Annotated in this window: 13 protein-coding genes and 1 pseudogene; 5 read left to right on the top strand and 9 right to left on the bottom strand. The window is 33.5% G+C overall.

The window, feature by feature from the left end; translation table 11 throughout:
• Positions 1–85: 85 nt before the first annotated feature.
• Positions 86–508: pseudogene (locus AC1RPJ_RS05890) on the top strand (transposase); the annotation flags it as partial.
• Positions 509–634: 126 nt separating this feature from the next.
• Here the strand turns inward: AC1RPJ_RS05890 and AC1RPJ_RS05885 are convergent.
• Complete coding sequence (locus AC1RPJ_RS05885; protein WP_481761719.1) at positions 635–2,545, bottom strand: acyltransferase family protein; 1,911 nt, start codon at positions 2,543–2,545, stop codon at positions 635–637.
• 81 nt (positions 2,546–2,626) lie between these two features.
• The gene (gene obgE / locus AC1RPJ_RS05880) at positions 2,627–3,943 is read right to left on the bottom strand and encodes a GTPase ObgE (protein WP_409022424.1); all 1,317 of its coding nucleotides are present in this window, start codon (positions 3,941–3,943) and stop codon (positions 2,627–2,629) included.
• Between the two features lie 194 nt (positions 3,944–4,137).
• On the opposite strand from obgE, the gene AC1RPJ_RS05875 reads away from it, so the two are divergent.
• From AC1RPJ_RS05875 to AC1RPJ_RS05865, 3 genes are read left to right on the top strand one after another with little or no spacing between them, the layout of a single operon-like run.
• Positions 4,138–4,893, top strand: coding sequence for a DeoR/GlpR family DNA-binding transcription regulator (locus tag AC1RPJ_RS05875; RefSeq protein WP_481761718.1), 756 nt, complete (start codon positions 4,138–4,140; stop codon positions 4,891–4,893).
• Positions 4,890–5,801 carry a 1-phosphofructokinase gene (gene pfkB, locus AC1RPJ_RS05870; protein WP_481761717.1) on the top strand — a complete coding sequence of 304 codons (912 nt, stop codon included), beginning with the start codon at positions 4,890–4,892 and terminating at the stop codon, positions 5,799–5,801. The genes AC1RPJ_RS05875 and pfkB overlap by 4 nt, the downstream gene beginning before the upstream one ends.
• 24 nt (positions 5,802–5,825) lie before the next feature.
• Positions 5,826–7,754: a PTS fructose transporter subunit IIABC gene (locus AC1RPJ_RS05865; RefSeq protein WP_409022421.1), complete on the top strand. Its 1,929-nt coding sequence runs from the start codon at positions 5,826–5,828 to the stop codon at positions 7,752–7,754.
• Positions 7,755–7,869: 115 nt separating this feature from the next.
• Here AC1RPJ_RS05865 and uvrC read toward each other — a convergent pair whose 3' ends face one another.
• The 3 genes from uvrC to AC1RPJ_RS05850 form a co-directional block, all read right to left on the bottom strand.
• Positions 7,870–9,639, bottom strand: coding sequence for an excinuclease ABC subunit UvrC (gene uvrC, locus AC1RPJ_RS05860; RefSeq protein ID WP_481761716.1), 1,770 nt, complete (start codon positions 9,637–9,639; stop codon positions 7,870–7,872).
• Between the two features lie 109 nt (positions 9,640–9,748).
• A complete protein-coding gene (locus AC1RPJ_RS05855) occupies positions 9,749–10,483 on the bottom strand; it encodes an amino acid ABC transporter ATP-binding protein (protein WP_409022419.1) in 735 nt (244 codons plus the stop codon).
• Positions 10,476–11,936: an ABC transporter substrate-binding protein/permease gene (locus AC1RPJ_RS05850; RefSeq protein WP_481761715.1), complete on the bottom strand. Its 1,461-nt coding sequence runs from the start codon at positions 11,934–11,936 to the stop codon at positions 10,476–10,478. Before AC1RPJ_RS05850 ends, AC1RPJ_RS05855 begins: the two co-directional genes overlap by 8 nt.
• 202 nt (positions 11,937–12,138) lie before the next feature.
• Here AC1RPJ_RS05850 and AC1RPJ_RS05845 point away from each other — a divergent pair, with 202 nt between their 5' ends.
• Positions 12,139–12,291 carry an SPJ_0845 family protein gene (locus tag AC1RPJ_RS05845; RefSeq protein WP_409022417.1) on the top strand — a complete coding sequence of 51 codons (153 nt, stop codon included), beginning with the start codon at positions 12,139–12,141 and terminating at the stop codon, positions 12,289–12,291.
• Between the two features lie 37 nt (positions 12,292–12,328).
• On the opposite strand, the gene AC1RPJ_RS05840 is transcribed toward AC1RPJ_RS05845, so the two are convergent.
• From AC1RPJ_RS05840 to AC1RPJ_RS05825, 4 genes are all read right to left on the bottom strand, one after another.
• Positions 12,329–12,622 (bottom strand): nucleoside triphosphate pyrophosphohydrolase family protein, encoded by a 294-nt coding sequence (locus AC1RPJ_RS05840; RefSeq protein WP_409022416.1) that lies wholly within the window; start codon positions 12,620–12,622, stop codon positions 12,329–12,331.
• Positions 12,612–13,217 carry a ribosome biogenesis GTP-binding protein YihA/YsxC gene (gene yihA, locus AC1RPJ_RS05835; protein WP_481761714.1) on the bottom strand — a complete coding sequence of 202 codons (606 nt, stop codon included), beginning with the start codon at positions 13,215–13,217 and terminating at the stop codon, positions 12,612–12,614. Before yihA ends, AC1RPJ_RS05840 begins: the two co-directional genes overlap by 11 nt.
• 119 nt (positions 13,218–13,336) lie before the next feature.
• Positions 13,337–13,768: a hypothetical protein gene (locus tag AC1RPJ_RS05830; RefSeq protein ID WP_481762411.1), complete on the bottom strand. Its 432-nt coding sequence runs from the start codon at positions 13,766–13,768 to the stop codon at positions 13,337–13,339.
• A gap of 55 nt (positions 13,769–13,823) precedes the next feature.
• Positions 13,824–14,891, bottom strand: coding sequence for a WxLIP family cell surface protein (locus tag AC1RPJ_RS05825; protein WP_409022413.1), 1,068 nt, complete (start codon positions 14,889–14,891; stop codon positions 13,824–13,826).
• Positions 14,892–14,896: the final 5 nt, after the last annotated feature.

The following is a 14,896-nucleotide window of genomic DNA, read 5'->3' as shown; positions in this document are numbered from 1 at the left end:
GGACATACAAAAATCCCTCCATGATTATCGGATGAAATTATATTATTTCATCTGACAACCATAAAGGGATTATTACAAAGCTTTAAAAACTCAGTGGCGCCTTTTTCACAAACAAGAAACAGAACTAGAAAGTTCAAAATCTGTTTATTTTTTTAGTACGAAAGAATATATGACGCAACAGAATGTTGTTGATTTAGGATTAGAACAAAGTTCTAACTTCAAAAAAGTCTATGAAACATATCAAGATATTTTATTAGCTATCAATAAAGCCGACACTTCTAATTTAACTCAGTTATTAGAAGACTATCAACCTAATAACAGTGAAATGGATACTGTAATAACCACTTTTAAAAAGAATCAGCATTATATTAAAAATAGTTTATCTTCACCATATTCAAATGGCCCTATAGAGGGACTTAACCGAAAAATTAAAACACTTAAACGTAGCTGTTACGGTTTCAGAAACTGGCATCATCTATTTGAAAGAATTTTATTAATTCATAACTAAAAAAAGGAAATCCTTTTGGATTTCCCTTAATTAAATTAGACGTTTATCGTCTCACCAACACTATTTGACGCAGACCCAAAAATAAGAAGCCCTACAAACCATAGTTTGTAGGGCTTCTTAAGTATTTTACATATTTTTAATTAATTGTCTTGCAATATACGTTGCATAATACTTTGAACCATCGGGATCTGGATGAACATTATCATCATAAAACCACTCTGTATGATCCTTACTATATGAATACCAATCAATTATATGCAAATTTGAATATTTTTTCTTTTGTGTCTCCAACATGCTATTAACGGTACCTTCCCAACGCCTTGTTGGGACATGTACATTAATCCAGTAAACTTGTTTCCCCGAACCAACTGCACTCATAATATCGTCAAACTGATCGGTTGTAAATGGACTATTTGTCCCTAAACCAATAACAACGTTATCTTGAAGTTTACCTTGCTTAGCCAACAACCTAATATCATCAGCAGCTGTATATACCTGACGACCGACTTTTGCATCAACATACATATGTGGGAAATCATCTTGTAATATGTTTTCTCCATCTGCCAATACAGAATCACCAATTGCCGTTGCATATACGCTTGAGGCTTTTTTTGTCTCAGCCTTTGTTAATGATGTTGGGCTTTGTTTTTCAGCAACTACTTTTGAAGAACTAGTTTTAGAAGCACTTTTGCTACTTGATTGTTTTTTCTTAGAACTAGACGAGCTCGGTTTTTTTAATGCGTCAGCATTCTTTTTATCAGCTACTTTAGCATTCTCACTAATAGTATTCTGTAAAGCATTCACTCCAGTAATTGAAAGACTTGGTCCGTTAATTATTCCAAACAACGCTATACCAATTATTAATGCACCCACAATAATAGAAAATTTTTGACGAGTTTTTTTAATATCCTTTGTAAAGGTTTCTTTAATAAATGTAAATGTTTGTTTATAATTAAATCTTTGTAGAGGTCTTTCTAAGAATCGATATGACAAATCACTCACTAATAAAATGATAGATATTTCAATTAGCGCGTTTAGCCATGGATGATCACCTATACTCTGAATCTTTGACTCATAGAATACCATTATTGGAAATTGATATAGGTAAATGCCATAACTTCTCTTACCAACCCAAGTAAAAACAGGATTTGTCATAATTTTGTTCATATCCGCTCCAGGATGTGCAATTGTAGCTACAAAAATCATAACTAAAACTGAAAAGAAAAACATCCCTCCACGATAAACAAGCGAACTTTGATCTGACATAGTCAAAAACAAACTAATAATTGTTATGAGCGATACTATACCTAACGCATCTAAAACAAATCGGCCTTTTTTTGAAATTTCCTTTTTTAAAGAACTGCTTGGCCAAATAAATGAAAGTGCTGACCCCAATAAAATTGAAAACATTCTTGTATCCGTTCCATAATAGACACGACTTGGATCAGATCCTGCTTTATACAAGAAGGCCATCGCTAATGCGGAAATAAAAGCTAAGATAAAGATAAGATTAAAAATCCGTTCTTTTCGTTTTAAAAACACAATTAGCAACGCCACTATAATAGGCCAGAAAAAATAGTACTGACCTTCAATTGATAGCGACCAAAGATGCGTAAATGGTGATGGCGTCCCGAAATGATCAAAATATGATTCTTTGTGCAAAACTTGAAACCAATTATAAACATATAACAAATTTGATGCGAAAATTTCTTGAATATTTTTCAATAACTCTCTTTGAAATAGTGTTATATAGGCAATAGTTGCAATCAACATCGTCAATAACGCTGGATAAAGTCGTCGAACCCGTCGAATATAAAAGCCTAGAACATCAATTTTTTTATTTTGTTCCCATTCCTGATTAAGTAAATCAGTAATCAAGTAACCCGATACAACAAAAAATATCGGTACACCTAAGTATCCACCTTGTAGACTAGATGGCACGAGGTGATAAAGGATAACCCCAATAACAGCCAATGTCCTCACGCCATCAAAGCCAGTAATATATCTGGCTTTTTTTAATCTTTTTTTCTTATCCATCTTGTTCCGTTCTCCTCTTATCTTATATAAATTACCCTTTTATTTGCTGATAGCGTAACCGTAAATTATTAATATTCCGAATTATTCAACGAACTCAAATGAGAATTTATCAATTCTCACTATATCCCCACTTTTAGCACCACGTTCACGTAAAGCATCATCGACACCCATACCACGAAGTTGACGTGCAAAACGCATCAAACTTTCGTCTCGGTCCATATTTGTCATTTGGTATAGACGTTCTAATTTTTCTCCAGAAAGAACCCAAGTTAAATCTTCATCCCTATTAATAACAAAATCAGGTGCAGATTTTTCTTGTTCTTTTTCGAAATCATAGATTTTTTGTTGTGCTTCTTGTTCTTTCAAGTTTAGTGCTGGGAACATTGGTGTTTCTTCCAATAAATCACCAGCTACATTCATTAAGGTTTGTAGTCCCTCACGAGTAATAGAAGAAGTAGAAAATACACGAGGTGTTTCTTCCACTGTAGAATCTTCTGCCAATTGTTTTTTAAATGCTTCTAACTGTTCTGCAGCCCCTGGCATATCCATCTTACTTGCCACAATTAATTGCGGACGTTCAAGTAATTCAGGGTCATAATTTTTTAATTCTTTATTAATCTTAAGATAGTCGTCAAACGGATCACGACCTTCTTCAGGATTCATATCAACTAAATGAAGAATAACACGTGTCCGCTCAATATGACGTAAAAATTGAATTCCTAATCCAACGCCAACTGAAGCCCCTTCAATCAATCCGGGTAAATCAGCAATAACAAAATCACGGTTATCATCTAAACGAACCATCCCTAAATTAGGTGATAACGTTGTAAAATGATAATCTGCAATTTTAGGTTTGGCACTTGTCACAACTGAAAGAAGCGTTGACTTACCGACAGATGGAAATCCAACTAACCCAACATCAGCTAAAACTTTTAATTCAAGTTGAATTTTACGTTCTACTCCAGGTTCACCATTTTCAGAAATTTCTGGAGCTGGATTTTTAGGACTAGCAAATCTAATATTGCCACGACCACCTCGACCACCCTTGGCAACAACAGCATAATCTCCTTTATGAACGAGATCAGCGATTACTGCTCCTGTTTCAGCATCTTTAATTGTTGTTCCTTCTGGTACTTGAACTCTTTTATCAGGTGCACCATGTCCGTGCATCCCTTTAATCATTCCTTTTTCACCAGATTCAGCTCTAAAATGTTTACTGTATCTAAAATCCATTAAAGTTCTTAATCCTTCATCTACTTCAAATACAATACTACCACCACGGCCACCATCACCACCGGCTGGTCCACCATTAGGTACATATTTTTCTCGACGGAACGCTACCATCCCGTCGCCACCTTTACCTGCTTTTATTTCAATTGTAACTTGATCTATAAACATACGATCACCTATTCTTTCCGTTGACTACTAACTTACTATTTTAAAGAAGAAAAAGTCATTTGTCTATGTATTTACTTAACTCTTTTAAAAATTCAAGCCAATTTCTCATATTTCAAATTTTTTTGGTATTTTTGAATGTTTTTGGTTGATTTTGAATGTTTTTGGTGGTATTTTATTTATAAGGAGTTGAGAAAGTGCTTACAATTGAAAGGTGCCAATATATTATTTCTGAAATTGACAAACATGGTTATATTAAGTTACAAGATATTTGTCATAAATTAAATGTCTCAGAATCAACTGTTCGACGCGATTTACAGCAGCTTGAAACTGATGGTGAATTAGTAAGAGTTCATGGTGGTGCACAAAGCATCCAATCATTAAAAGTTGAAGCAAATTTAGAAGAAAAATTTTCATTAAATACGCCAAATAAAATAGCAGTTGCTAAAGCTGCTGCAAATTTAATCAAACCTAATAATGTGATTTTTCTTGATGCTGGTAGTACAACTTTCGCAATGATTCCCTATCTTAAGTTAGTTAACAATCTAACTGTTGTTACAAACGGTGTTAATCATGCACTTTCTCTTTCTGAAAATGATATTAGAACAATCGTCATCGGTGGTCAAGTTAAAGCTAATACAAAGGCTATTGTGGGAGCTGATAGTATTAAATCAATCAAGAACCTTCAATTTGATTTAGTCTTTCTCGGTATTAATTCAATTAACAATAAATTTGGATTTAGCACACCAGATCCTGAAGAAGCCGCAGTTAAACTGGCCGCAATTCATCAAAGTCGACAAACTTATGTTTTAGCCGACAAATCAAAATTTAACCAAGTTTCATTCATTAAAGTTGCAGATCTTAATCAGGCTACAATTATCACTGATAAATTGCCGGTAACTGATTCTGAAAATTATAAAACACAAACAAAAATTTTGGAGGTACAACAATGATTTACACAGTAACTTTAAATCCTTCTATTGATTACATCGTTCAACTAGATAAGTTAACGCTTGGCGAAGTTAATCGGATGGATTATGATACAAAATTACCAGGTGGTAAAGGTATAAACGTTTCCCGAATTTTAAATGAATTGAATCAACCTAATAAAGCACTTGGTTTTATTGGTGGATTCACAGGTGAATTTATTAAGTCAGCTATGATAGCTAATCACCTAGATACTCAATTTACAAAAATAAAAGCTGATTCTAGAATTAATATTAAAATAAAAGCTGACCAAGAAACCGAAATAAATGGTAAGGGTCCTCTAATATCAGATGATGAACTTAAACTATTCAATGAGCAATTTGAAACATTGACGTCTGATGATACTGTCATTTTAGCTGGTAGTTTAGTTCCTAACCTATCTCAAGATTTTTATTATGAATTAATTAAAGTAATTCGTTCTAAAGGCGCACAATTTGTTATTGATACAACTGGTGAAGCACTATTGAAAACAATTAGTGAAAAACCTCTCGTCGTGAAACCAAATCACCATGAATTAGCCGAATTATTCAATGTTACTTTAAACGGTATCAACGATATTGTGAAATATGGTCAAAAATTATTAGAATTAGGTGCACAACATGTTTTAATTTCAATGGCTGGCGATGGCGGCCTATTGATTACTAAAGATGCTGTTTACCAAAGTAATGCGCCTAAAGGGACTGTTATTAATTCAGTTGGTGCTGGCGATTCAATGATTGCTGGTTTTACAGGTACCTTTGCAAAAACTAATGATCCTATTGAAAGTTTTAAATATGGACTAGCTTGTGGCTCCGCAACTGCATTTTCTGAAGATATTGCAACTATTGAAAAAATTAACGAAATTTTACCACAAATTGATATTAAGAAAATCTAACTATTATAAAAGGAGTTTTACACTATGGACTTAAATGAATTATTACTTAAAGATGTCATGATTATGGATCTTCAAGCAACAACAAAAGCCGAAGCAATTGATGAAATGGTACATAAATACTTTGAGGCTGGCGTGATTGATGATGAGGAACTTTACAAACAAGACATTCTAAAACGTGAAGCACAATCAACTACTGGTATCGGTGAAGGTATTGCCATGCCACATGCAAAAAATAAAGCTGTTAAACGTGCTACTGTCCTATTTGCTAAAAGTAAAGCAGGACTTGACTATGATTCACTTGATGGTCAACCTACATTTTTATTTTTCATGATTGCTGCTCCTGAAGGTGCAAACGATGCCCATTTACAAGCATTAGCTGCTTTATCAAGTCTATTAATTAATCCCGATTTAGTTGATAAATTAAAAACAGTCACAACTCCAGATGAGGTTCAAGCTGCCTTCACTGCCGCTGAAAATGAAAAAGAAGCAAAAGAAGCTGCTGCACAACTTGCTGCTAAAAACACTGATGTTAAACCATCAGGTAATCCATACGTGGTCGCTGTAACAGCCTGCCCTACTGGTATCGCTCATACTTATATGGCTGAAGCTGCCCTCATCAAACAAGCTGAAGAGATGGGCGTTGACATTAAAGTTGAAACAAATGGCTCAGAAGGTATTAAGCATCGTTTAACTGACGAAGAAATTAAACGTGCGTCTGGTGTCATTGTCGCCGCTGATAAAAAAGTTGCTATGGATCGTTTCGATGGCAAACCTTTAATTAACCGTCCTGTTACCGATGGTATTAAAAAAGCCGAAGAATTGATTACTGCCGCAGTAAACGGAAAAGCACCTATTTATCATGCTAAAGGAACCGACGCTGCTGAAAATGATGAAGAAACCTCTGGTAGTGTTTGGAATGAAATTTATAAGAACTTAATGAACGGTGTATCACACATGTTACCATTTGTTGTTGGTGGCGGTATCTTAATGGCACTCTCATTCATCGTTGAACAATACGTTCCCGGTGGCTCAAGTTCACAAACTTTTATCTTCTTAAATGGAATTGGTAATTATGCATTTGCTTTCTTAGTACCTATCTTAGCCGGTTTTATTGCTATGAGTATTGGTGATCGTCCTGCCCTTATGCCTGGTATTGTTGGTGGTTACATGGCTAACTTTGCTGCCGCAAATGTTATTAAAACTGAATCTGTTTCTGGTTTCTTAGGTGGTTTAGCAGCTGGTTTTATTGCCGGTTATGTTATTGTCGGTCTTAAAAAACTCTTTAAAAACTTACCAAAATCACTAGATGGGATGAAACCTATCCTAATCTACCCTATTTTATCCTTATTAATTGTCGGCGCGATTATGTTCTTTATGGTTAATCCTATCTTCGCACAAATTAATCATGTCTTGTCAGATTTCTTAACTCATATGGGAACAGCCAATGCCGTCTTAATCGGTACAATTCTTGCTGCTATGATGGCTATCGATATGGGTGGTCCATTTAACAAAGCAGCTTATACATTCTCAATTGGTGTCTTCACTTCTACTGGTGATGGTAAAATGATGGCTGCTGTTATGGTTGGTGGTATGATTCCTCCACTTGCAATAGCTATTGCATCAACATTCTGGAAAAATAAATTTTCTGAAGATGAAAGAAAAGCCGGTTTGTCAAACTACATTCTTGGTATTTCATTTATTACTGAAGGTGCTATTCCTTACGCAGCAGCAGATCCATTACACGTCATTACATCAAGTGTAATTGGTGCTGCAATCGGTGGTGGTTTAAGTCAATTCTGGAACGTCTCTGTTCCTGCACCTCATGGTGGTCTTTGGGTAATTGCCTTAGCTACAAATAAAACGTTCTACTTACTTTCTGTTTTAATTGGTGCTGCAGTTGCAGGGATTATCCTCGGTATCTGGCGTCCAGTTGCAAAAGAAAATAAGAAATAATTCGTTTAACTTTGAAGAGCTATCAGGATAATACCTGATAGCTCTTCTTTATTTTAAAATAAAAAGGAGTCCTTAATGACATAAATCTCTGTCATTAAGGACTCCTTTTGTAAATTTATAATGATAATTTTATTGTTTGTGCGACTGTCTTTGAAATACCTAATCCTTGTAACTCTTCCATTGAAGCGTCTTTAATATGTTTCATCGACCCAAATTCTTTTAACAATTTCGTTTTGGTTTTTGGCCCAACACCCTGGATAGAATCTAAACGAGAACTAAGTGAGTTCTTTGAATGAACTTGACGATGAAAGGTAATGGCAAATCGATGGACTTCATCTTGAATCCTTTGTAAAAGGTAAAACCCTTCACTCTTTGGATCCAATGATAGTCTTTGATCAGCATCACCAAACATTAAATCAGATGTTTTATGCTTGTTATTTTTAACCATCCCCGCTACTGGAATCATTAAATCTAATTCATTACTTAAAACGTCTTTTGCAGCTTCTATTTGTATTTCAGCACCATCCATTAAAATTAAATCTGGCATAGGCTTACCTTCCTTCAAAAGACGTGTATAACGTCGGCGAACAACTTCACGTGTACTTGCTGCTTCATCCGCATGATCAACTGTATTCAACTTATATTTGCGATATTCGCTCTTCTCAGGTTTACCATCAATAAAACTAACCATGGCTGATACCAGATCAGTCCCTTGTATATGTGAGTGATCAAAAGATTCTATTCGATGACCTTCTGGAATCCCCATAGCGTCTGTAATTTCTTTCATGGCACCAGTTGTTTTGCGCCCATCTAATTCTAGTAATCTGAATTTTTCTTCAAGAACTAAGCGAGCATTTTTTTTAGCTAATTTTAAAAGTTCACTTTTTTGCCCACGTTGTGGTGTCCGAATTGGTACTTGTAAGATATCAGATAAGATATCTGTATCAATTCCTGCTGGAACTAATATTTCTTTTGGTAACACATTATTTTTTCGATTATAAAACTGAAGGATAAAAGTTGCCATTTCTTCTTCAGCCGTTGTTACAATTGGAAAAAGTCTTTTTTCTCGCTTCATTAATCGTGCTTGCCTAATAAAGAAAACTTGAATTGACAACCAACCTTTATCCAGATAGAAATTAAACAAATCTCTAGGTGTATTATCATTTGAAATGATTTTTTGTTTTTCAACAGTAACTTCAATAAAATGAATTTGATCACGTAATTCAGCGGCACGTTCAAATAACATTTCATCCGCTGCCTTACTCATTTCTTTTTTTAGTTTTTGTTTTGCTACAATCACATTACCATTTAAAAATGATTTGATTTTTTTTATTTGAGCCTCATATTTTTCATGCGGAACTTCTTTAAAACAAGAGCCTAAACATTGCCCCATATGATAATACAAACATGGTCGCTTCTGAAATCCATTGCATCTTCTTAAAGGATAAACTTTTTGTAAAAACTGCAATGTTTCCTGAGCTGCATAAACATTTGGATAAGGACCAAAATAAAATCCACCGTCCTTATTAACCTGACTAACGATTTGCATCATTGGGTCTTTTTCATTTGTAATTTTAATATATGGATATCCAGTACCTTTCTTTAATTTTATATTATAATACGGCTGATGTTTTTGAATTAAAGTAATTTCCAACAGAAATGCTTCTTTATCAGTGGATGTAATAATTGTTTCAAAATCAACAATTTGAGAAACCAATTTAGCTGTTTTTCCATCATGCGCACTTTTGAAGTAAGAACGCACCCGATTTTTTAAATTTTTTGCTTTCCCAACATAAATAATCTGACTATTTAAATTTTTCATGATATAGCATCCTGGTAATGCTGGTAATAATGCTAATTTATTTTCGATATGCTCTGAAGCCAATCGAGGCACCTTCTTTACGTTAATATATGCTTTAATTATACCCCGAACAAGCGTTTGAATAAAGAAAATAGATTCCAAATAGACGGGAGTCTATCTGAAATCTATTTTTTTACAATATCTTTGATAAAAAATCTTGCGCACGTTCTGACGTCGGATGATCAAAAACATCTTCTGGACGTCCTTTTTCTTGAATATATCCTTGATCCATGAACCAAATTTGATCTGCTACTTCTCTAGCAAAACCCATTTCATGTGTCACAACTACCATCGTCATTCCGTCACTAGCCAACGTTTTCATAACTTTAAGTACTTCTCCGACCATTTCAGGATCTAATGCTGAAGTTGGCTCATCGAATAAGAGTACTTCTGGATCCATGGCTAATGCTCTGGCAATCGCAACTCGTTGCTTTTGACCACCAGATAAACTATCTGGATATTGTAGTGCCTTATCTGCTAATCCAACTTTTTCTAATAAATTGGTAGCTATATCAGCTGACTCTTTATCTGATATATTTTTAACTTTCATGGGAGCCAATTTTATATTCTCAATTACATTCATATTTGGAAACAAATTAAAACCTTGAAAAACCATCCCCATTTTTTCTCTCAATTGATTTAAGTCTTTTTCATTTAAACTTGTTAAATTTTCACCTTCGAATAAAATATCCCCTGATGTAGGAACTTCAAGTAGATTCAGACAACGTAAAAAGGTACTTTTACCAGATCCTGATGGTCCAATCACACAGATAACCTGTCCTTTATCAACTGATTCAGAAATATCTTTTAAAACATCATTTTTTCCAAAGGATTTTCTTAATTTATTAACTTCAATAATTTTAGACATGCTTCATCTTCCCTTCAAAGTAATTTAATAATTTAGATAAGCTAAATGTTAAAACAAAGTAAATTAACATTGCAACAAAGATAGGCGCAATACCTTTATAAGTAGCTGATTGAACCATTTTCATCTGATAAATTAAATCAGTCACACCAATAATAGAAACAATTGAACTTTCTTTTATTAATGTTATAAATTCATTTCCCAGAGCTGGCCAAATATTTTTTAGTGCTTGTGGAATAATAACAGACTGATACGTCTCTTTCTGTGAAAGCCCCAAACTTCTTGCTGCTTCCATTTGTCCATCATCAACAGAAGAGATTCCCGATCGTATTACTTCAGCTATATATGCGCCTGAATTAAGCGATACAGCAATAATACCTGCAATTAGCGCTGGAATATTTACTAACATTCCAATACCGAAGTACACAAACATCACTTGAATCATTAGAGGCGTTCCACGAACAAATTCAATGTAGGATACTGCAATTACTTTAATCACTTTATTTTTGCCCAAACGCATGAGTGCTAGCAACGTTCCTAATATAACACCAACAATAACTGAAACCGCCGTTATTAATAAAGTATAACCAATTCCTTTGGCAAAATATTTCCAATAGTGAATCATTGTGTTATCCGATGTATTTTTTGTTAAATAATTACTAGCCTCAGGTAAATATGTCGTATTTATTAAATTTTTCTTTTTAATTTCTTTAATAGACTTATTTACAGCTGCCACCAAAGTATCGGAATTCTTTGCAAATCCGGCTGCAGCTCCCCTTGCATCAGGCGCTGAGATAAATCCAGGATTAACAACTGCTAATGAACTATCATTTTGTGCGTATGCTTTAGCAGTTGGTTCTTCCATGGCAACACCCGCTACCTTACCACTTTTAAGCGCTAAAATTAAATCGGTTACTTTAGCCAACCCTTTAATATTCACATTTTTTATTTGTTCTTTACTCATTGTATATTGAAGCGATCCAGTTTGAGCCCCAACTGATAGCCCAGAAAAATCATTTAAAGTCTTATATTTATCTTCATCAGTCTTATTAACCAACATCATTTGTTTTCCATTGTAATAAACATCTGAAAAATCAATACTTTTTTTACGATCATCCGACGGATTCATACCTGAAATAACCATATCAATTTTATTAGTTTCTAAGCCAACAAGTAATGAGTCAAAATCCATTTTCTTAATTACTAACTTAACTCCAATGTCTTTAGCAATTTTTTGTGCAATTGAAATATCAAATCCAACGATTTTATCATCGCCATTAACTGTTGTTTGAAATTCATAGGGTGGATAATCTGGACTTGTTCCAAGTACTAACGTTCCCTTATCCTTAACATTCTGTAAAGAGTTACCAGTTGCAGCACTTACTTGATTACTACCAACTAACATCATGAAAAATGCGATTAATATACCTATAAACCATTTTTTATTTATTTGCATCAATTTACTCCTCTTTTTTAATTTCTCTTATTAGTGAATAAATCGATTATATGCTACAAAGATTTTTTATGCAATTAAATACATATAATAAATGACTTTATACATATAAAAGTTATTTAAAGCGCTTTTTATGCATTAATCAGTTGTCTTGTATTCATTTTAATAAACTGTTATTCTATATTTACATAAGGAGGCTACAATTATGAGCTTAAAAATCCAACGCCAAGATAACTTGGAAAGTTTATTTGATAAATTTGCACTTGACCCTAAAGATCCTGCTAAAGTTGAACTTAAGTCTTCAGAAACGGAAGAGAAGCCTAGTTCTGATGTTAAAGAATCGAAACCTAAAAAATAAAAAAATTCAGATAAGTTATAAACTTATCTGAATTTTTTTATTTTTTAAATCCATCTGGGTAACGTTTATTTAATTTTAAAATATTATCTCTTGCAACATCATCAAATTCAATATCGGCCCATTCAGCAATTTGGGATAAATACCAAAGTACATCTCCCATTTCTTTAGTTAATTTCACTTTATCTAATTCTCGACCTTTAAAAGTATAATCTTTAATTAAATCAACTAATTGTCCACCTTCAGCCGCAACACCTAATGCACAATTTGTTAAAACTTGTTCAGTTCCATATAATGTGCGATTTGCTGCTTCTTGATATTCATTAAATTCCATTTTTTTCTCCTAGTTCTGTATGACTTTCAATCCATTGCCAAATCTCTTCTTTTCCAGATTTGTCTTGAGCCGAAAATAAAACAAAATCATCTTCAGGTGTCAAAGACAATGAACGTCTTATGATACTCTCATGTTGATTCCACTTACCACGAGAAATTTTGTCGCTCTTTGTCGCAACAACCAATACAGGAATATCGTAATAGTGAAGAAAATCAACCATTTGAACATCTAATTTTGTTGGCTCATGTCGAGCATCAACTAATGAAATGACCCCTCTTAAAGAAGTACGTTCTGCTAAATAGGTTTCAATCATTTGTCCCCACTTTGCACGTTCTGTTTTTGACACTTTTGCATATCCATATCCTGGAACATCTACGAAAAATAATTTTTGTTCCACGTTATAAAAGTTCAATGTTTGCGTTTTTCCAGGCTGACTAGAAGTTCTCGCATAACTTTTACGATTTATTAACGTATTTATTAATGATGATTTTCCAACATTAGAACGTCCTGACAGTGCAATCTCAGGAATACCATCTGTTGGATACTGTGCTGGTGCAACGGCACTCATAACAAGTTCAACATTATGAACATCCATATTAAACACCTTCCTTTCAATACTCAAACCATTTTACCATATAAAAATGTGTTAATGTAACTTAATCTGAATCAAAAAGCTTTACAACATGAATTAAATAATTCGATGTTGTAAAGCTTTTATTTTGTTGCTGCCGTTTGGATAATCCAAATTATTTGTACTTCCGAATATGTTACCACATGCGTTGTCAAAATCTGAATTAAAGTATTGGGCCAATAAAATAAATATTCCCCACTACTATCTTTAGCATTTGCTGTTATATTAGTTGAATCTCCAGAAATTAGATCACCATAAGTTCTTGGCATATTCTTTAATCCAGACTGTAACTTTGGCCGAAATAAGTCAACATGTACAATATCGTTTGACTTATATTGTAGCCTACCTTTCAATTGCCATGATGGTGTCAATCCATCAGTTGCGATTATTTGCAAATAAGGTGATTCTCTATTATTACTATCAGAATAAATTGCAAATTCTGAATTATTTTTCTTAACATATTTGTTAACCGTATTAGGTAACGTACTGTACCCATACGTTATGTCTGCAGACACACTTTTAAGTGTCACGAGCATACTGAAAAATAAAATAAATAATAATATTAAATACTTACTTATCAGCTTTTTTCTTATCAACATATCTTTTAATAAGGAAAAAGATTAGTATCACTAGGATTGCGAGACCAAGACCTAAAGCAACATACCATAGCGGATTTGTTGCTTTTTGTGGATCTCCAATAGCATCTTTGTTGTACTTACTTGCATCATCATTTGTAATTGTGAAGTTTTTATTGAATTTCCAAGTGTTTTTACCACTTGTTGCTACAGCCTTTAATGTGTAGTCTCCAGCTTCTAATTGACCCTTGTCATAAAGCATTGGGAATTTGAAATTTGAATTAGGAGCCATTGATAGGTTCTTTAATGTTGTATTTTCTAAAACATCTGTTGAACCCTTTTTCATAATTTCAGATTTAATTGTTAATTTAGGAATAATTACGGCTTTATCGTTTTGGAATACAGGGAATACACCTTTACGATAGTTTCTCATACCAGCTTTAACTGATAATAAATTCATATTTGGTTCAACCGTCTTCTTCTCTAAAATTTTAATTCCAATTGCATATGAATATGCATTTGAAATTGAAATCCCTTTTTTATTACTTGTTTCTTTAGTTGAATTATCAACTTTTTCAAAATACCAGCTACCTAACAAAACACCGTTGAAACTATCTTTTGGCATAGTAATTGTAGCCTTAACGATTTTACTTCCTTTAGCAGGAACTGTTACGACACTACCTGAATCTAACTTAGTAAGTGAAGCTAAAGGATATTTCATTGATTTATCAATATTCTTTTTTGCTAATTCTTTTGCATATTCAAGCTGACCATTATCATTTGTAGATGCTGTATAAACAGCATTACGAATTTTTAATGCTTTGTCTGATGAATTAAAGATTTTAACTGAAATCGTTTCTTTTTCCTTAGCATCCAATTTCAAATCAAAGTATGATTGTTTCAAACTAGCTTTAACTTGTTTATCAGATTGAATACTTTGAACACTGTACCCAATATTATTTGCAGGAGCCTTAGCTTCAACAGACTTATTGAATAACCCAAGTCCACCCAACAATACCCCAGAAAATCCGAACAAAATCGCTTTTTTTATTGTTTTATTCATGACGT

It is taken from the genome of Dellaglioa sp. CoH-57-MRSF-17, assembly GCF_056782015.1.
The sequence above is the reverse complement of the archived record's forward strand: the minus strand, read 5'-3'. Positions and strand labels throughout refer to the sequence as shown.